Raw genomic sequence first — 17897 nt, 5'->3', positions numbered from 1 at the left:
GCCGGGGCTCGGTACGGGCGGGCTACGTTACGCGGCCCTGGCCCCATGTCAAGCACTTCTTCACCGCGACGTGTGTCCGCCCGAAAAACAACGGGGAGCCGCAGCGGCCTCGGTGCTCAGGCGCCCGCGTCGGCGCGGCCGGACGACGTTGCGTCGGCGGGTGGCTCGCCCTCCTGGGCGACACACGGCGGCGCGCGATCGAGCAGCCGCAGGGCGGCCGCGAGCCACGACGCACGCAGCGCGGCCGCGACGGCGAGCGCCGCGAGGTGCGCGCCGAACGCGGCGGCCACGCGCGGCCCCGAGGTGACGCCGGCGACGTGCACGCCCCACGCCGCGCCGGCGAACGCGGCGAGCGTGAGGGTCCCGCGCCAGGCGTAAGCCCAGGCCGCGGCGAGGGGCGCGGCCCGGAGCGCGGCGAGGGCCCGCGCCACGGCGTCGTAGAAGCCCCGCTGCTCGCCGACGACCGCGGCCCGCGCGACGTCGTGGAGCAGGCCGATGGCCGCGACCGGCACCAGCGCGGCGGCGGCGACGCCGGCCGCCGCGAGGTCGCGGGTGCGGGGCGCGACCGCGAGCTGCGCGCACACCGACACCCCGGGCATCAGGACGAGCGCGGCGGCCGCGACCTCCGCCGCGAGCGCGACGCCCCAGAGGAGCGCGAGCGGACCGAGCGCGCGCGCGACGCGGGCGCCCACGTCCGGCGCGGAGAGCGGCCCTCCCCTGGACAGCGCGACGAGGAGCGCGGCGAGCGGGATCAACCCGAGCGCGGCGGCGAGCAGGGCGCCCACGCCGAGCTGCGCCGCGATGGCCGCGGCGGCGACCTCGGCGAGGCGCTGGACCTCGACCAGCATCAGCCCGCCGGGCGCGAACAGGACCGCCTCGCCGTCCGGGTACCCGCCGGCGACCTCCGCCGCGAGCACGGACAGCGGGGTCGCGAGGAGCAGCGCGGCGAGCGCCCGGTAGCCGAAGTAGGCGGCGACGGCGCCGGGCCGCTCGTGGACGGCGGGGCGGCGCGCAGCCGGCCCGGCGCGCGGCGGATCCACCTCCGCGCCGTCCGTCGCGCCTGGCTGTGTCGCGCCGCCCTCCACCGGTGCGCTCACGGGCCGAGGAGCGTGAGCGCTGCCCCCGCGGCGAGGCTCGCGCGCGCGAGCACGCCGGGCGCGAGCACGCCCCGGTCCTGCCGGCGCGCGTTGTTCGTGAGGTCCTCGTCGAGCAGCACCCGGTGCTCGGGGTCGATCACCACCGCGACGAGCGGCGAGGCGCCGGTGTAGGGGATGCTGGCGGCGCCCTCGCGCGCCGGCCACCGCGCCCGCTGCACGCTGCCGTCGGCGCCGTGCAGCGCGACGTCGACGGGGAGCGCCAGCGGGCCGCGGCGCCGGACCAGGGCCTGCCCGCGGTAGGCCGCCGCCTCCTCGCCCGCGGCGCGGCCGGGCGCGGGGCCGCCCGCGGGCCACGCGTGGAACGACGCGACGGCGTAGTCGACCCACGCCCGCTCGAAGATCCCGGCGCGGAGCGCCTCGGCCGCCTCCTCGCCGACCTCGCGCCGCATCGCCTCGATCAGCGCCTCGGGGCCGGGGTGCCGGAACCGGTGCTCGCGCGCGTAGCGGCCGACGGCGCGGCGCACGAGGTCTTCGCCGTAGACGCGGGCGAGCGTCTCGAGCAGCACCGCGGGCCGCGCGTACGCGAGCCCGGCGTAGTCCGCCCCGTCGACGAACTCCGGGGCCGGCTGCGCGACGGCGCCGTCGTGGCCCGACGCGATCGCCATGGCGCGGTACTGCGTGTGGATGCCGATCTCGAGGCCGAGCAGCCGCGCGGCCGAGCTCGGGCCGTAACGCGCGCGCAGCGCGTCGGCCTCGGCGTACGTGGTGAGGCCCTCGTCGAGGAACGGGTGGCGGTGCTCGTTCGTCGCGACCAGGCCGTAGAACCACTGGTGCGCCAGCTCGTGCAGCGTGACCGCCTCGACGTAGCGCATGCCCGCCGCCTGCCAGAGCCAGCTGCCGCCGGTCGTGATGAGCGTCGGGTACTCCATGCCGCCGGCCTCCTCGGCGCCCTCCGGCGGGTGCACGATCGTCAGCGTGCCGTACGGGTAACGGCCGAACGCCGCGCCGAAGCGCGCGAGGCCGAACCGGACGAGGTCGATCTCCAGCGCCGCCTCGCGCTCGCTCCCCGCGGGGAAGAGGCACCGGATCGCGACGCCGTCCTCGGTGGTCGCGCGCGTCTCGCGGAAGTGATCCCACGCGGCGAACGCGAAGTCGTGCACGTCCTCCTGCACGAACCGGCGGACCGCGCGCCCGTCGCGCCGCTCCTCCTGCACGAGCCGGCCGGTCGCTCCGACCTCGAAGCCGTCGGGCACGTCGACGGTCACGTCGTACGCCCCGAAGTCGGCGTAGAACTCCGAGAGCCGGTGAAAGGGGAAATGCGCCCAGGTCCCGTCGGGCTCGAGGCGCGCGATCTTCGGGAACCACTGCCCCACCATGTGAAAGCTCCCGTGGTGGCCCGTCCTGAGCGCGAGCGACGGCAGGTGCGCCTCCCACGCGAGCTCGATGGTGATCGTGTCGCCGGGCGCGACCGGCCGCGGCAGCGCCACGCGGATGTCGGTCTCGTCCTCGGGATCGCCGGGCGTCGTGGGCTTCCCCTCGGGCCACACGTCCTCGCCCCCCATCTCGCGCACCGCGAAGCGCGTCACCTGGATGTGACCGAAATCATAGAGGATTTCTCCGCCGCGGAAGCCGCTGACGCCCGAGCGGAGGAACACGGTGCGCTCGTTCTTGAAGGCGTTCAGGTAGAGGTGGACGAAGAGCTCCTGCTGCGGCGCGCGCGACGTGTTCCGAAAGACCAGCGTCCCCTCCCCGCGCAGCGCGTGCTGCGCCGGATCGAGGCGCGCCCGGAGGGTGTAGCTCGCGACCGGGTCGGCGTGCGCCGCGAGCTCGGCGTCCAGAGCCTTCGCGGGCATCAACGCAGCGCTCGCGGCGTCGCCCGCGTCCACCCGCGCGGGCGGCGGCGCCGGAGCGCCGAGCTCGATCGCCGCGAAGAGCGACGCCCCGGCGCGGCCGGCGAGCAGCGCGAGCAGGAGACCGACAGCGGCCTGGAGAGCCGTGCGCACCCGTGCACCCTAGCGAGCCCGAGCCGCCGCGCAAAGCCGCGCGCGGAGCGCCGGCGCGGCGATGGCGCAGCGGGCGACCACAGCGCCCCTCTCAGCGACCCGCGGCTAGGCGCTGCAGACGATCCCCTCCTGCACGAGCTCGTACAGGATGCGCAGGGCCTCGAGCATCTGCATGCCCGACACGTCGAGGATCTCGTCGATCGAGCTGTAGCCGTCGATGCACGAGAGCAGGAAGCCGGTGCGGTGATCGAGGTTCAGCGAGCGGAGCTGGTCCGGAGGCACCGCGAGGCGGAGCACGCGCGAGCCGTCGCCGAGGCGCGCCTGGTACATCTGGCGGAGCATCTCGACGCAGCTGTCGGCGTACTGCCGCGCCATCCAGTCCTTCGGGTTCTCCTCGAGCAGGCCCTCCGCGAGGACGAGCGCACCGCCGAAGTCGCCCTGATCGAACCGGTGCTGCATCTGCTCCCGCGGCCCCTGGGCGCTCAGCTGAGGCTCGGTCGCGCGGGCGTGGATCCCCCGCTCTCCCCGGTAGGACGCCGCCGGGGCGCGCTCCGAGTCGCGCGGCCGCGGCGCGCGCGGCGCGCCCTGCGCGTCGCCCGAGACCCGGTACGAGGTCGAGCCGGCGAGCGCGCCCGTCCCGCCGCGGAAGGCGGGCTCGTCGTCCTCGACGATCAGGCCGTAACGAAGCGTGCCCGGCGGCGGCGTGACCGGCTGGTCCTCCGGGGGCAGCGCCGGCTCCTCGAAGCCCAGCCCGAGGTCGAGCCGGAAGTCGATGCCCGGCCCCTCGACGTCGTCCGCGCCGCCGGCGCGCCCCCGCGGGGCCGGCGGGATGCGGGCGCCCCGCGGCTCGACCGGCGGGCCGTCCATGATGTCGAGCTCGCCGAAGCGGTGCGGGAACGTCGGGCTCGAGTCGCGCATCAGCTCGTCGTCGAGCTCCGGGCCGAGGTCGAACTCCGGCTCGGCGAACGCCCCGAAGCCCAGCCGCCCGCCGGGCCGCGACGGGACCCCCGGCTCGTCGCACTCCAGGCCGAGCTGCGGGGGCTCGCGGGTGGACGCGCCGTGTTTGCCCGGGAAGGATCCGCCGGGCGGCGGCTCCCACGGGATCGTCTTGCGCGGCGGCACGGGCGGGTAGACCTCCGAGGGCCCCTCGGGCGGGCGACCCCGCTGGGCGGTCATCTCGGAGCTCGAGTGAGGACGGCGGGTCATCATCTTGGCCACGTAGTCGCTGACGGGGATGGGCGGCGGGAGCGTGATCTTGCCCTCGTCGTCCGGCGGATAGGGCGCGCCGGAAGGCGGCGTGTCCGCGCGGTCGACGCGGCGCGAGCTCGGCTCCTCGCGGGGGAAGCCAGGGTGCCCGAGCAGCTCCTGCGACACGATCGGCTGCGTGTCGTCGAGCTCGCCGGCCTCATCGAGCCCCCAGGAGGCGTCCAGGGTCTTGGAGTCAGGCGGCACGGACCGCATTGTCTTCCCTCATCGCGGCCACACGTCACCCCTGCGGCCTGGCTACGACACCCTTGAACATCCGGTGGGTGCGCGAGAGCGCCTCCATCTGCTCCTTGACCGCCGCGGCGTCGCGGCGGCCGATGGCCTGGCGCGAGCGATCCACGATCCCGCGCGCCTTCCCGATCGCGTCGCGGCCGAAGTCGCTCGACGCCACGATCTGCTCGACCTGCGGGAACATCCGCTCGATCTCGGCGATGAGCTTCTCGGCCTCCTGCCGGACGCCCTCGAACTGATCGCTCGCGCGGCGATCGACGAGGTACTCCTTCGCGGCCTCCATCATCTCGCCGACCTCCTCCTTCGTGAGGCCGCTCGACGCGGTGACCTGGATCGACTGCTGCTGGCCCGTCTCCAGGTCCTTCGCGCTGACCGAGACGATGCCGTCGCTGTTGATCTCGAACGTGACCTCGATCTCGACCTGCCCCTTCGGGGCGCGGCGCAGGCCTGTGAGGATGAACTCGCCGAGCAGCTCGTTGTCCGTCGCCTTCTGGTGCTCGCCCTGCATGACCAGGATCTTCACCGCGGTCTGGTTGTCGCGGCTCGTGGTGAAGATCTTCGACCGGCTCGTGGGCACGGTCGTGTTCTGGGGGATGAGCTCCTCGAAATTCGACCCGAAGGTCATGATGCCGAGCGCGTGCGGCGTGACGTCGAGCAGGATCATCTGCTTCGTCTCGTCGACGAGCGCCGCGCCCTGCACCGCCGCGCCGAGCGCGACGACCTCGTCGGGGTGCACCCCCTTGCACGGCTCGCGCTCGAAGAAGTCGCGCACGGCCTCCTGCACCCTCGGCATGCGCGTCATGCCGCCGACGAGCACGACGTCCTCGATCTCGTCGCGATCGAGCCGCGCGTCCTCGAGCGTCTGGCTGCAGATCTCGATGCACCGCTCCACGAGGTCCTCGCAGAGCTCCTCGAGCGTCGCCCGCGAGAGCGTGCGCTGGAGGTGGAGCGCCTCGTTCCGCGCGCTGGAGATGATGAACGGCAGGTTGATCTCGGTCTCGATCACGCTCGACAGCTCGCACTTCGCCTTCTCGGCCGCGTCCTTGAGCCGCTGGAGCGCCATCCGGTCCTGCCGCAGGTCGACGTCGTGCTGCTCCTTGAAGCCCTGCACCAGCCAGTCGATGACCCGCGCGTCGAAGTCCTCGCCGCCGAGGAACGTGTCGCCCGCGGTGGCGATGACCTTGAAGACGCCGCCCGCGCCGATCTCGAGCACCGAGATGTCGAACGTGCCGCCGCCGAGGTCGAAGACGGCGATCGTCTTCTCGACGTTCTTGCCGAACCCGTACGCGAGCGCCGCCGCCGTCGGCTCGTTGACGATGCGGATCACGTCGAGCCCCGCGATCTGGCCCGCGTCCTTCGTCGCCTGCCGCTGGTTGTCGTTGAAGTACGCGGGGACGGTGATCACCGCCTTGGTGATCGGCTCGTTGAGGTAGTCCTCCGCGAACAGCTTCATCTCCTGGAGGACCATCGCGCTGATCTCGGGGACCGAGTACGTCTTGTCCCGCAGCTGGATGCGGACGTCGCCGTGCGGCCCCTCGACGATCTTGTACGAGGCGGTCAGGATCGCGTTCTTCACCTGGGGGGACGACCACTTGCGGCCGATCAGCCGCTTCGCGGCGTAGACCGTGTTCTCGGCGTTCGTGATCGCCTGCCGCTTCGCGATGTGCCCGCAGAGCCGCTTGCCGGCCTCGGTGATCGCCACCATGGACGGCGTCGTCTTGTACCCACCGCGATTCGGGATGACGGTCGGGACGCCCTCCTCGACGATGGCAACGCACGAGTTCGTGGTGCCAAGGTCAATGCCGATGACACGCTCCATCGATGCCGCTGCTCCTCTTGTGGTCTCCGGCCCCGAGGGCCGCCGAGGTCACGATGCTAGAACGTTTCGCGGATCCGAGCGGCGCAATCGTGCGGAGCCCCTGCGGAAGGCGCCGCCCCCCGCCCGCAGTGGACCTCCGCGGCCGCGCGGCGCTAGACTTGCTTCCCGGTCTTCTTGGCCTGCTCGCGCGCCTGGGCGACGAGGCTGCGCATCCGAGCATCATTCCCCGCGAGCTCGGCGGCGCGGTCGAGCTCGCCGACCGCGCTCTTCGTGAGCCCCGCGGCGGTGTACGCGAGCGCGAGCGTCAGCCGGTACTCCACCGACGCCGGCGTGAGCTCCACCGCCCGCCGCGCGAACTCCACCGCCCGCCGGGTGTTCTCGCCGGTCTGCAGCACCGCGTAGGCGACCCGCTCGTGCGCGGCGGCGTCGTCGGGCCGGCCGTTGCACACCTTCGCATAGCTCAGCGCCGCCTCGACCCAGCGCCCGTTCTGCGCCTCGTACTGGGCCTGCTTGAGGTAGCCGTCGGCCAGCGCCGCCGCTGCGAGGCGCTGCACCTCGGCCGACGCCTTCTGGAGCTCGACGTCCTGCGGGGCGAGCGACGCGGCGATCCGGTAGGCGTTGGTCGCGCCGGCGTAGTCCTTGCGCTCCAGCGCGACCCGGGCCGCGTCGGTGTACCGGGCGATCTGGCCCCGGAGCGCCTCGCTGCGCGCCGAGTCGTACCGCGCCTTGAGCACCTCGACGGCCCTCGCCGACTCGGGCGAGCGGGTGCCGATCGGGGCTCGCGGCGGCGGCGGCGGCGGCGCCGCCGCTGCCACGGGCACGGGCGTGGGGGGCGGCGCGGCAGGCGCGCTCGCGACGGTCGCCGCGCTCGCCGGGGGCGGGCGCTTGAGCCCCCCGGTGAGCTTGCGCGCGAACGTCTCGCGCCGGTCTCGAGCGCTCGGCGCGCTCGGCGCGCTCGGCGCATAGATGACCGCGGGGGCCTCGGGCCGCGCGGGACGCGGCGACGAGATCCCGTTTCCGGGCGCGCCGCGCTCGTACGACGGCTGCGCTGGCGCGACCGCCGGCGCGGGCGCGGGCGCAACCGCTGGCGCGACAGCCGGCGCGGGCGCGGCCGCCGGCGCGGGCGCGACCGCCGCGGTTGTCTCCGCAGGCGGGCGCGCGTCCGCGGGCGCGACGAGCGCGCGCTCGGAGTAACGCCCCGGAGACGGGACGGAGTCGCGCGGCTCGGCGAAGGCGGCGCGCACCGTGGCGTCGACGGCGGAGGCGATCATGGCGATGTCGCGGGGCGTCTGCTCGATCAGCGCCGCCATCGCCCGGTTCTTGTGCGTCTGCTCGAGGTACGCGTCGTACTCGGCGCGCCGCTGCTTCGACGTCAGCGTGTCGTGCGCCAGCGTGATGCGCGTGAAGACGGCCTCGATCTTCTGCTTGTACGAGCCGAGCTGCTTGCGGAAGTAGGTGTCCGGGTGGAACTCCGGCGCGAGCAGGTAGTAGGCGCTCTTGATCTGCTTCTTGTCAGCCTGGTCCGGGACCCCGAGCAGCTCGTAGTACGTGAGATCCTCGAGCCGGTAGTAGAGGTCGAGGATCCGCCGCTTCCGGTCGGGCGCGAGCTCGACCGGCTCGTCGAGCTCGGCAGGATCGTAGAGCGGCGGGGACTCCACGTGCTGCAGTGCGTCCCGCCCGAGCGGGATGGACTCGCCCCCGGACGAGAGCGTCCGTTCTGCGTCCGGCGCGGCCGCGCGCCGCGCACCGTCGGGAGCGCCCCGCGGCGGCGGAGGGATCGAAGACTCGCCGTCCAGCACGATCGCGCCGAGCTCGCGCAGCCGGCGCAGCGCCTGGACCGTGTCGCCCTGCGACATGCCGGTGATCAAGGACAGATCCCGATCGGTCAGGACGCCATCGATCCGAGAGAGGAGGAACGCCTCGGCGGGTTTCAGCGGGAGCGATCGGAGATCACACCCGGGTTTCGGCCTTGGAACGCGCAACGTCATCGGGTCGGGCAGCGGCCCCCTCCGGCCGAGTCTAACGAGGAACGCGCGCCCGTCGCAATTCCCGTCTCAAGGAGAGACGGAGAGACCACGGCGCGCGCCTCAGCGCGGCGTTTCCGGGGCGCCCTTCAGCGCCTCGGTGATGACCCGGTCCTGGATCGAGATCGCCCGCTCCAGCAGCGCGACCGCGCGCCTCCGGGCGCCGGCCGCCCCATCGCGATCGCCCCGCTCCTCCAGCGACTTGGCGCGGCGCTCCTCGACGACGCCCGCCACCTCGTAGAGGTGACCCTCGTAATGAGAGGGCGAAGGCGCCAGCTTGAGGCCCGCCTCGACGTCGCGCGCCGCGGCGTCGAACTCGCCGGCCTCGCCCCGGAGCTCCGCCAGCCGGGCGTAGGTGTCCGCCGTTACCTCCGCGACCTCCGGCGGCGTCCCCGGCGGCCGCGGCGCGGCGATGATCCCCTCCAGCGCGCGGATCGCCGCGGCGCGGTCGCCGGCGTCGAGCGCCACGTCGGCGGCGTGGTGGGCGGCGCGCGCCCGCGAGAGGAAGGCGAGCAGCGTCGGATCGACGACCTGCGCCGGCGCGCACGCGCACGCCGGCTCTGCAGGAGCCCCGGCGCCGGGCGCCGGCGCCTCGCTTCGGGAGCACCCGAGGTGCGCCGCCGCGATGAGCCCGAGGCACACGACCGCGAAGCGCGCGCGCAGCATCAGCGCACCCCCCAGGCCGCGTACCGGTTCTGGCGCAGGTCGGCCGCGCGCGCGGCGGTGATGCGATCGATCCGCGCCGTCTGCCCGCCCTCCCTGGGGAACGGCGCCGCAGGATCGAAGAGCGCGGCGGTCGAGCGCGCCTCGATGAGCGAGGGCAGCGGCGCGAGCGCCGCGGCAGGCGCGGCGGGCGCGCGCGCGACGGACGCGCGCTCGTCTCCGACCTCGCCGAACATCAGCGCCGCGGCCGCGGCCGCGGCCGCGAGCGTCGAGAGCGCCGCCATCGTGATCGGCGCGATGCGCCGGCTGCGCTGCGCGGACGGCGCGCGGAGGGCGCGCTCGACGAGGGCGCGGCTCCGGAGCTCCGCGAGCGGCGCCGGGCGCCACGCGGCCCGGAGCGCGCCGGCGAGCTCCGCGAGCTCGTCGCGCGCGCCGAGGTCCTCCTCGCCGCCCGCGCCGGCGCCCCGCCCCGGAGCGCCCTCACCCGCGGCGCCGCGCTCGAGCGCCTCCCGCAGCCGATCCGCGGCGCGCCGCTCCGCCTTCGTGGGCGGCGCGTCCTCGTCGCGCACATCGCCGAGGGCGCGCGCGAGCAGCGCCTCGTGATCCGCCTTGTCGATCCCGGCCGGCCGGGCCGCGGCCCGGAGCGCGGCCGCGAGCGGGACCTCGCCGTGCTCCAGCGCCTCGGCGAGCGCGCGCGCGGCGCGGAGCTCGTCGTCCGACGCGGGCGCGAACGGATCCACCTCGGGCGCGGCAGGCCCCGCCTCGGACGCAGCGGGCTCCGACCCGGGCGCGACGAGCGCGAGCCGACGATCGCGATCCGGTCCGGCGCGGCGCGGCGCGGCCCCATCTCCGGCCGGCGAGGAGCGCGGATCCGCTGGCTGCCGCGGCTTCATCGCGCCCCTTCCTTGGGCTCGGCCCGCGGGCCGGCAACCCCCGCGGCGAGCACCTTCTTCAGCGCGGTCATGGCGCGGTGCAGGACGACGTCGAACGTCGCCACGCTGACCCCGAGCGCGTGGGCCACCTCGTCGCGGGGCCGCTCCTCGAGCACCCGGAGCCGGATCGCCTCCGCGTAACGCGGGTTGAGGCGGCCGAGCGCGTCCTCGACGCGCGCCCGCGCGTCCGCGAGGTCGCGCTTCTCGCACAGCTCGACCTCGCCGCGGGCGGTGAGGTCGGTCTCCGCGGCGTCGATCTCGCGCTGCAGATCGTCGGGGTCGAAGAGCGCCTCGCGGCGGCGCGCGCGGAGCATGTCGAGCGCGATGCGCAGCGCGATCACCCGCAGCCACGGGTAGAGGCCGCAGCTCTGCCACTGGAACTGCGAGAACCGCTCGACGACGCGCGCGTACGTCTCGGCCAGCGCGTCCTGCGCGACCGCGTCGGAGCCGAGGCGCGGCAGCAGCACCGACCGGTACAGCGCGGGCCCGTACTTCCGGAGCAGCTGCCCGAGCGCGGCGCGATCGCCCTGGGCAGCGCGCTCGCACTGCAGACGCTCCGCCTCGAGATCGGGCCTCGCCGCCGCCACCGCCGTCACGCCGGCGACGATACCTGGACGAGGCGCGGATCGCACCGATGTCCACCGCGCGCCCGCGGCGCGCGCGGCGTGGGCGCGCGCGCCGCGGGCGCGAGGGGCGCGCGCGCCGACGCCGAGGAGCGCGTGGAACGGCAGAGCGCGCCACGGGGTCGCCAGGGTCGAGCGCGGGAGGGCTGCCGAATCCACACCCTGACAACGGGCCAAAGCCTTGGACCTTACGGACAAAAGCCGCCACATTGAGCTGGACTCGACGGCGCGCATCCGCCGTGACAAGGAGCCTCGTGATCCTCGATACAACGTCCATGTCCCGCGCACACGTCGGCGACGGGCACCGCCTCGGGACCCTCCTGTGACCGCGAGACCGCCCGGCGCGCGGGGGCGCGCGCTGCACTGCCCGCGCTGCGGCGCCCTCAACGGGAGCGACTTCGACCGCTGCATCCGCTGCGGCGCCCAGTTCTCGGCGCCCGCCCCCTACGCGGCGCAGGTGAGAGGGATCCTCGACGGGCGGAGCCTGCTCGCGACCAAGATCCTGGGCGCGCTGACGTCGTTCGTGTTCGTGGGGCAGCTGCTGGCCGCGCGGGCCCAGGGCTTCGGCCCCCTGGCGCGGTGGGATCGGTCGAACTACCTCCGCTTCGGCGCGCTCCGCATCGATCCCGGCGAGCCGTTCGAGCCGTTCCGGCTGCTCTCCGCGGTGTTCGTCCACATCGACGTCCTCCACTTCGGCATGAACATGCTGTCGCTGGGGCTGCTCGCCCGCGCCGCCGAGCCCGCCGTCGGCTCGGCGCGCTTCGCGATCGCCTACGTGCTCACGGGCCTGTTCGGCTTCACCGCGAGCGCGGCCTGGAACCTCCTCGTGCAGCCCGAGCTGATGTACACCGCGGGCGCGAGCGGCGCGGTGTTCGGCGTGCTGGGCCTCCTGCTCGGGTGGCTGCTCCGCCGCCGCGATCCGCGCTGGAAGGATCTCGCCCTCCAGGCCGCCTTCTACATCGTGCTCTTCGGCTTCGTGGTGAACGCGTTCTCCAACGAGATCCGCATCAACAACGCCGCGCACCTCGGCGGCCTGGTCAGCGGCGTGCTGTTCGGGCTGAGCTACGCGGGGCCGGCGCGGGGGCGGTACGAGGGGATGGTCAACCTCGGCGCGCTCGCCAGCGTGCTCGCCTGCGTCGCCGTGCTCGCCCTCGCCCAGCGCTCGCCGGCGTGGCGCGAGGCCGAGCCGCGCGGGAGGCTCTCGCAGCTGGAAGCGCCGCCGCGAGCGGAGCGCCCGGAGGGGCGCCCGCGCCCGGCGCCGGCGCTCCAGGCGCTCCAGTCGCTCCAGGCGCGCCGGCTCGGCCCGGCCGGCTCGTGACGCGCCGCTGAACCCGTGATTGCCGCGCCCCTGTCGACCGTCTAAGCGCCGAACCTCGCTTTCACGTGGGCGGCGGGCCGCCCGTCCGTTCCCTTCCAGGAGACGTCATGGTCCGAACCTCATCGCGCATCGCCTCGTGTGTGCTCGCCGCGGCGCTTCTCAGCGGCTGCCACGTCACCATCCAGAGCAGCGACTCCCCGGCGGAGGCCACGCCGCCGCCCGCTGCGCGCCCCGCCAAGACCGCGTCCAAGACCACATCCAAGCCCCGCAAGCCGGCGAAGCCCGATCCGGAGCCGACGCGCAGCAAGCTCCCGAAGTGGCGCCTGCCCGCGAGCAACGCGCCCACGATCACCGGCAAGACCGTGTTCGGCAGCGGGGAGACCGGCGCCTTCCGGGGCCTCGTGTACGTGATCCCCGAGAACAGCAAGAAGCTCCCGAGCTTCGACGACCGCCCGCCGTTCGCGAAGCTCTACACGGACAGGTTCGAGGTCAAACCGCAGGAGTTCTCCGGCGGCTTCCCTGGCGCGCTCCTGCAGAACGAGTGGTTCGCGATCCGCTTCGAGGGCGAGTTCAAGGTGCCGAGCGACGGCGTGTACCAGTTCCGGGTCACCTCGGACGACGGCGCCAACCTCCACATCGACGACAAGCTCGTCGTCGCCAACGACGGCGTCCACACCGCGAAGAGCGCGGACGGCGAGGTCCGGCTCTCCGAGGGGACACATCGGCTGCAGCTCGACTACTTCCAGGCCGAGCGGGGCCAGGTCGCGCTCAGCGTCCTCATCGGACAGAAGGACAAGCTCGAGCCGCTCGTCGGCAGCCGCTGACGCGCGGCCGCCGCTCGCCGCCCGGAGCGCGGGCGGAGCGGGGCCGGCGCGCGAGAACGCCGCGGCGCGCGCCGCCGCGGCGCCCCCGTTCCCCGTTTCAGTGTATCGTCGCCCCCGCCCATGGCGTCGGTGAACCCACTGTCGCGCGAGCTCGTATTCAAGATCGTCTATTACGGGCCCGGTCTGGGCGGCAAGACGACCACGCTGGAGTACCTGCACGCCACGGCGAAGCCGGAGTACCGCGGCAAGCTCGTGTCGCTCGCGACGCCCGTCGATCGGACGCTCTACTTCGATTTCCTGCCGGTGCGGCTGCCCCAGCTGCGGGGGATGAACGTGCGGCTCCAGCTCTTCACGGTGCCGGGGCAGGTCTACTTCAACGCGACGCGCAAGCTCGTGCTCACGGGCGCCGACGGGCTCGTGTTCGTCAGCGACTCGCAGGTGGTCCGCGCCGACGCCAACCTGGAGAGCCTCGAGAACCTGCGCGATAACCTCGCCGAGCAGGGGCGGCAGCTCCAGCAGATCCCGCTCATCTTCCAGCACAACAAGCGCGACCTGCCCGATCTCCTGCCGCTGGAGGAGCTCGACGACATGCTGAACCCGTTCCGCGCCTTCTCGGTGGGCACGTCGGCGAAGACGGGGCTCGGCCTCTACGAGGGGCTCGAGGAGATCAGCGCCATCGTCCTGCGCGCCTTCGAGAGCCGGCTGCCCGACGCGATGGGCAGCGGGCTCGGCGGCTTCGACGCCATCGAGGGAGGGCTCGCCAGGGCGCTGCGCGACGCCTCGCCGCCGCCGTCCGCGCCGCTCGACGCCGTGATCTCGCGGCTCGCTCCGGCCAGCAGGCCGTGGTCGTCCATGCCGCCGGACTCGACGATCGGCGAGCCGAGCGAGGGCGAGGACGCGCCCGTGGCGACCGAGGCCCCGGGCCGCGAGCGCGCGCCGCGCAGCGCCGGCCCGAGGGCTCCGGCGAGCCGCGATCTCGCGTCGTCCCTGCGGCTCGCCGCGGCCGCCCGGAGGAGCGGCGCGCCGGGAGAAGCCCCGGCGACGGCGCGCGCGGACGGCCCGTCCGCGGCGACGAGGCACCTCGCCCAGCCGGGCCTCTCGTTCGTCGCGCTGTGGCCGACCGCCGAGCGCGAGGGCGTCGCGGAGATCGAGGCGGCGATCGCCGCGGAGCGGTACGCCGTGGCGCTCGAGCGCTGCGAGGCGCTCGTCGCGGGGATCTTCGCGAAGGCCGCGGAGCTCGCGGGCTCGACCGAGGCGCCGCGCGACCCCGCGACCATGCCGGCGCTGCTCGGCCTGGACGGGCGCCGCTACCTCGGCTTCCGCGCCGCGGTCCGGCGGGCGCGCGCCGGCGGCGAGGTCACCGAGCGCGACGCGCTCAGGGCCTTCGCGTTCGCGATCGAGGCGCGGCTGGCAGAGAGCGCGATCTGACGCGGCGGCCGCCGCGCCAGGAGGCGGGCGCCGGCGTCCGCCGCGCGCAGGGGCAGGGGGTCAGAGCCGATCGAGCGAGGCCACGCCGGAGTAGCGGCGCATGGACACGCTCATGAGGAGCGCGATCGCGACCATGACCGTGGTCACGCTCGATCCGCCGTAGGAGAAGAGCGGCAGCGTCACGCCGACGACCGGCAGCAGGCCCGACGTCATGCCGAGGTTGATGACCGCGTGCCAGAAGATGATCGCCGCGGCGCCGACGCCGAGCACCGCGCCGAAGCGATCCTTCGCCTGCGACGCGATCCGGATCCCCCACACGACCAGGAACGCGTACAGGCACACGAGGACCACGCACCCGACGAACCCCCACTCCTCGGCGAAGACCGGGAACGGGAAGTCGGTGAACTGATCCGGCAGGAAGAGGAACTGGTTCTGGGTGCCCCTCAGGTACCCGTTGCCGAACAGGCCGCCGTTGCCGATCGCCACGCGCGAGTGGTGGGCGTGCCAGCCGCGGTGCAGGATGTCCTCCTCGGGGTTCAGGAACACCAGCACGCGGGCGCGCTGGTAGTCGAGCAGCACGTAATGCCAGAGGATCGGCGCCGCGATGGCGACCGACATCACGAACAGCACCGCGCTCCGCCACCGCACGCGCGTGAGCGCCGCGATCGTCAGGAAGACGAACACGAGGATGAGCGCCGTCCCGAGATCGGGCTGCTTGAGCACGAGGAGCGCGGGCACCGCGGTCAGGGCCGCGGGGATGGCCAGATCGCGCAGGGTGCGGCCCTCGTTGCGCGGGTCGTCATGCAGGAATTTCGCCAGCGCGATGACCAGGAAGACCTTCATGAACTCGCTGGGCTGGAAGCGGAACGCGCCGAACTCGATCCACCGCGCGGAGCCGCGCACGTCGCGCGCGAGCACGAAGACGAGCGCCAGCGAGAAGACACCGAACGTGTAGAGCACGTAGCCGAGGCGCTCGATGTGCCGGTAGTCGATCGCGACCAGGACGCCGCCGATGATGCCGCCCATGAAGAGCCAGTAGACCTGGCTGATGTAGAGCTCCGCGCGCGCCCCGGAGTAAACGCTCGTCGCGCTGTAGAGGTTGACGACGCCGAGCACCGCGATGGCGACCGCGGCGATGAAGAGCGGCCAGTCGAAGTGGTCGCGGTCGCGGGAGAGCGAGTCGCCCCGGATCATGGCGCGCGCCCCGACGCGGCGGGCGCGCGGCCCGCGTTGCTCTTGCCCGCGCGCGGGCCCTCGTTCGGCCCGGCGCGCCGCTCCTTCGCGAGCTCCTGGTAGGCGCGGACGACCTCGAAGGCGACCGGCGCGGCGTGCTTGCCGCCGGTGCCGCCGTGCTCGACGAGCACGACCACGGCGACCTCGGGCGAGCGCGCCGGCGCGTACCCGGCGAACCACGCGTGCTCGCGGTTGAAGTACCAGACCCGCTCGGCCTCGACCCCGCGCGTGAGCCGGTGCGAGACCTGCGCGGTCCCGGTCTTGCCCGCCATCTCGACGCCGGCGACGCGCGCCTTGAACGCCGTGCCGCCCTCCTCGTTCACGCCGGCGACCATCGCCCGGTGCACGAGCGTGAGGTTCTCCGGGCGGATGTCGATCTGGCGGCGCACGCGCGGCGTGAACTCCTGGACGACCGTGCCGGCGCTCGTCTCGACGGCCCGCACGATCTGCGGCTGGTAGAGCGTGCCCCCGTTCGCGAGCGCCGCGTACGCGAGCGCGAGCTGGAGGACGCTGACCGTCGTCGCGCCCTGGCCGATCGCCGCGTTGAGGCCGAAGCCGAGGCGGAACTGGCCCTTGTTCCGGAGCGTCATCCACGCGCGCGTCGGCATCCTGCCGCCCGCCTCGGCGTTGATCCCGAGCCCCGTCCGCGCGCCGAGGCCGTAGCGCTGGCCCATCTCGGCGATGACGTCCATGCCGACGCCGTACTCCGCCGCCAGCCGGTAGAAGTAGACGTTGCACGACTCGGCGATCGCCTTCTGCATCGCGACCGGCCCGTGCACGTGCGTGCACCGGAAGGTGCGCTTGCCGAACGTCAGGGCGCCGCGGCACTGCGAGGACTGGCGCGGGTCGATGAGCCCCTTCTCGAGCGCCGCGAGCGCGGTGAACGGCTTGAACGTCGAGCCGGGCGGATACGCGCCGGAGAGGGTCTTGTCGAGCGCGGGCTTGAGCGGATCGGAGTAGAGCCTCCGGAACGCGTCGCGGATCACCTGCTTGCCCGAGCCGCCCGAGAGGGCGTTGGGGTCGTAGCCGGGCTTCGAGTAGAGCCCGAGGATCCGCCCGGTCCGCACGTCGATCACCGCGACGCCGCCGGCGAGCTCGCCGCGCATCGCCTTGTCGATCGCCTTCTGGATGTCGGCGTCGAGCGTCAGCCGGAGATCGCGGCCGGGGATCGGATCGACCCGCCGCGGCTCCTCGATGATCCCCTCGCCGCCCGACCGGCGCCGCCCCTTGGCGTCGACGAGCACCTTCTCCCAGCCGCGCGTGCCGCGGAGGTAGCTCTCCCACGCGCGCTCGATGCCCGTGACGCCGATGCGGTCGCCCTCGATGTAGCCGACGCTCCGGAGCGACGCGAGCCGCTCCGCGTCCACCTCGGCCATGTAGCCGAGGACGTGCGAGCCGACCTCCTCGTAGGGGTAGTAGCGCACCGGCACCGGCACCACGTCGACGCCCGGCAGCTCCGCGTCGTGCGTCGCCAGCGTCGCCACGGCGTCGCGCGAGATGTCCTCCTTGAGCAGGATCTGCTGGTTCTTGCGCGGCCCCTCGTCGGCGCGGATGGCGGTGATCAGCGCCTCCAGCCGGGCGCGCTCCTCGACCCCGACGCCGAGGTACTCGACGAGCTTCGGCCAGATCGTCTCCATGTCGAGCCGCCGCGGGACGACGTACACGTTGTACGAGGGCCGGCTCGCCGCGAGCACCTTGCCGTTGCGGTCCCGGATGATGCCGCGCGTGGTCGCGAGCGTCACCCGCCGCACGATGTTCTCCCGGGCGATGGCCTTGTTCTCGTCCGCCTCGAGGAGCTGGAGGTAGAACAGGCGCCCGATGAGCGCCATGAAGCCGAGCAGCATGCCGAGCGCGATCCACCGGAAACGCCGGCGGAACTCGCTCACGTCGGAGCGCTGGACGAGCAGGCTCACCGCGGGCTCTCCCCGGGCCGCGGCACGGTGATCGTCGCCTGGTGCACGCGCTCGGCCAGCCGGAAGACGAACGGCGCGAAGATCGCCGTCGACACCGCGTGCGGCGCGACGAGCAGCGCGAGCGCGCGGGGGCGCGCCGCGTCGCCCCCGAAGATGGCGGTCAGGATCACGATGAGCACCCCCTCGACGAGGCCGAAGACGAAGGCCAGCGCGATCTTCGTGAGCAGCGTCTGCGCGGCGAGCCGCACGCCGGCCGCCCGCGACACGACGAAGGTCGCGACGGTGATGAAGGTGAACAGGCCGACGGGCGCGCCGGCGAAGAGATCGAGCAGGTAGCCGAGCAGGAACGCGAGCGCGGCGCCGCGCGCGATCGAGTACTCGTGCACGCCCATGAACACGACGAGCGGCAGGAGCAGGCTCGGCGTGGAGCCGGGGATGTTCAGCTTGCCGATGAGCCGGAACAGGTTCGACTGCAGGATCAGCAGCGCGGCCCCCATGGCCAGGAACGCGGAATTCCTCATCC

14 protein-coding genes are annotated in these 17897 nt (G+C 74.0%); 3 read left to right on the top strand and 11 right to left on the bottom strand.

What is annotated here, in order from left to right; translation table 11 throughout:
- Positions 1–116: 116 nt before the first annotated feature.
- The 8 genes from WMF43_RS13440 to WMF43_RS13405 form a co-directional block, all read right to left on the bottom strand.
- Positions 117–1097, bottom strand: a complete 981-nt coding sequence (locus tag WMF43_RS13440) for a hypothetical protein (protein WP_437680388.1) — start codon at positions 1095–1097, stop codon at positions 117–119.
- Positions 1094–3100 carry a M1 family metallopeptidase gene (locus WMF43_RS13435; RefSeq protein ID WP_437680386.1) on the bottom strand — a complete coding sequence of 669 codons (2007 nt, stop codon included), beginning with the start codon at positions 3098–3100 and terminating at the stop codon, positions 1094–1096. Before WMF43_RS13435 ends, WMF43_RS13440 begins: the two co-directional genes overlap by 4 nt.
- Before the next feature lie 105 nt (positions 3101–3205).
- Entirely contained in the window at positions 3206–4552 is a 1347-nt protein-coding gene (locus WMF43_RS13430) for a hypothetical protein (RefSeq protein WP_437680384.1), read from the bottom strand.
- A 34-nt stretch (positions 4553–4586) separates the two neighbouring features.
- Positions 4587–6416, bottom strand: coding sequence for a molecular chaperone DnaK (gene dnaK, locus WMF43_RS13425; RefSeq protein WP_104979494.1), 1830 nt, complete (start codon positions 6414–6416; stop codon positions 4587–4589).
- 152 nt (positions 6417–6568) lie between these two features.
- Positions 6569–8272: a J domain-containing protein gene (locus tag WMF43_RS13420; protein WP_437680382.1), complete on the bottom strand. Its 1704-nt coding sequence runs from the start codon at positions 8270–8272 to the stop codon at positions 6569–6571.
- A 231-nt stretch (positions 8273–8503) separates the two neighbouring features.
- Positions 8504–9106: a hypothetical protein gene (locus tag WMF43_RS13415; RefSeq protein WP_437680381.1), complete on the bottom strand. Its 603-nt coding sequence runs from the start codon at positions 9104–9106 to the stop codon at positions 8504–8506.
- Positions 9106–9996, bottom strand: a complete 891-nt coding sequence (locus WMF43_RS13410; protein ID WP_437680379.1) for a hypothetical protein — start codon at positions 9994–9996, stop codon at positions 9106–9108. Before WMF43_RS13410 ends, WMF43_RS13415 begins: the two co-directional genes overlap by 1 nt.
- Positions 9993–10667, bottom strand: coding sequence for an RNA polymerase sigma factor (locus tag WMF43_RS13405; RefSeq protein WP_437680377.1), 675 nt, complete (start codon positions 10665–10667; stop codon positions 9993–9995). Before WMF43_RS13405 ends, WMF43_RS13410 begins: the two co-directional genes overlap by 4 nt.
- 313 nt (positions 10668–10980) lie before the next feature.
- Between WMF43_RS13405 and WMF43_RS13400 the strand changes: the two genes are divergently transcribed.
- The 3 genes from WMF43_RS13400 (at position 10981) to WMF43_RS13390 (ending at position 14228) form a co-directional block, all read left to right on the top strand.
- Positions 10981–11976, top strand: a complete 996-nt coding sequence (locus WMF43_RS13400; protein WP_437680376.1) for a rhomboid family intramembrane serine protease — start codon at positions 10981–10983, stop codon at positions 11974–11976.
- 107 nt (positions 11977–12083) lie between these two features.
- Complete coding sequence (locus tag WMF43_RS13395) at positions 12084–12800, top strand: PA14 domain-containing protein (RefSeq protein WP_437680374.1); 717 nt, start codon at positions 12084–12086, stop codon at positions 12798–12800.
- A 120-nt stretch (positions 12801–12920) separates the two neighbouring features.
- Positions 12921–14228, top strand: coding sequence for a GTP-binding protein (locus WMF43_RS13390; RefSeq protein ID WP_437680373.1), 1308 nt, complete (start codon positions 12921–12923; stop codon positions 14226–14228).
- A 60-nt stretch (positions 14229–14288) separates the two neighbouring features.
- On the opposite strand, the gene rodA is transcribed toward WMF43_RS13390, so the two are convergent.
- The 3 genes from rodA to WMF43_RS13375 are packed head-to-tail and all read right to left on the bottom strand — an operon-like array spanning position 14289 to position 17895.
- Positions 14289–15422, bottom strand: coding sequence for a rod shape-determining protein RodA (gene rodA / locus WMF43_RS13385; RefSeq protein ID WP_437680371.1), 1134 nt, complete (start codon positions 15420–15422; stop codon positions 14289–14291).
- Complete coding sequence (gene mrdA, locus WMF43_RS13380) at positions 15419–17374, bottom strand: penicillin-binding protein 2 (RefSeq protein WP_437680369.1); 1956 nt, start codon at positions 17372–17374, stop codon at positions 15419–15421. The genes rodA and mrdA overlap by 4 nt, the downstream gene beginning before the upstream one ends.
- Positions 17371–17895: a hypothetical protein gene (locus tag WMF43_RS13375; RefSeq protein WP_104979473.1), complete on the bottom strand. Its 525-nt coding sequence runs from the start codon at positions 17893–17895 to the stop codon at positions 17371–17373. The genes mrdA and WMF43_RS13375 overlap by 4 nt, the downstream gene beginning before the upstream one ends.
- Positions 17896–17897 lie beyond the last annotated feature (2 nt).

The sequence above is a fragment of the Sorangium sp. So ce131 genome (assembly GCF_051519095.1).
Classification (GTDB): domain Bacteria; phylum Myxococcota_A; class Polyangia; order Polyangiales; family Polyangiaceae; genus Sorangium.
Note: the sequence above shows the minus strand (reverse complement) of the source record. Positions and strands in the feature narration are given on the sequence as shown.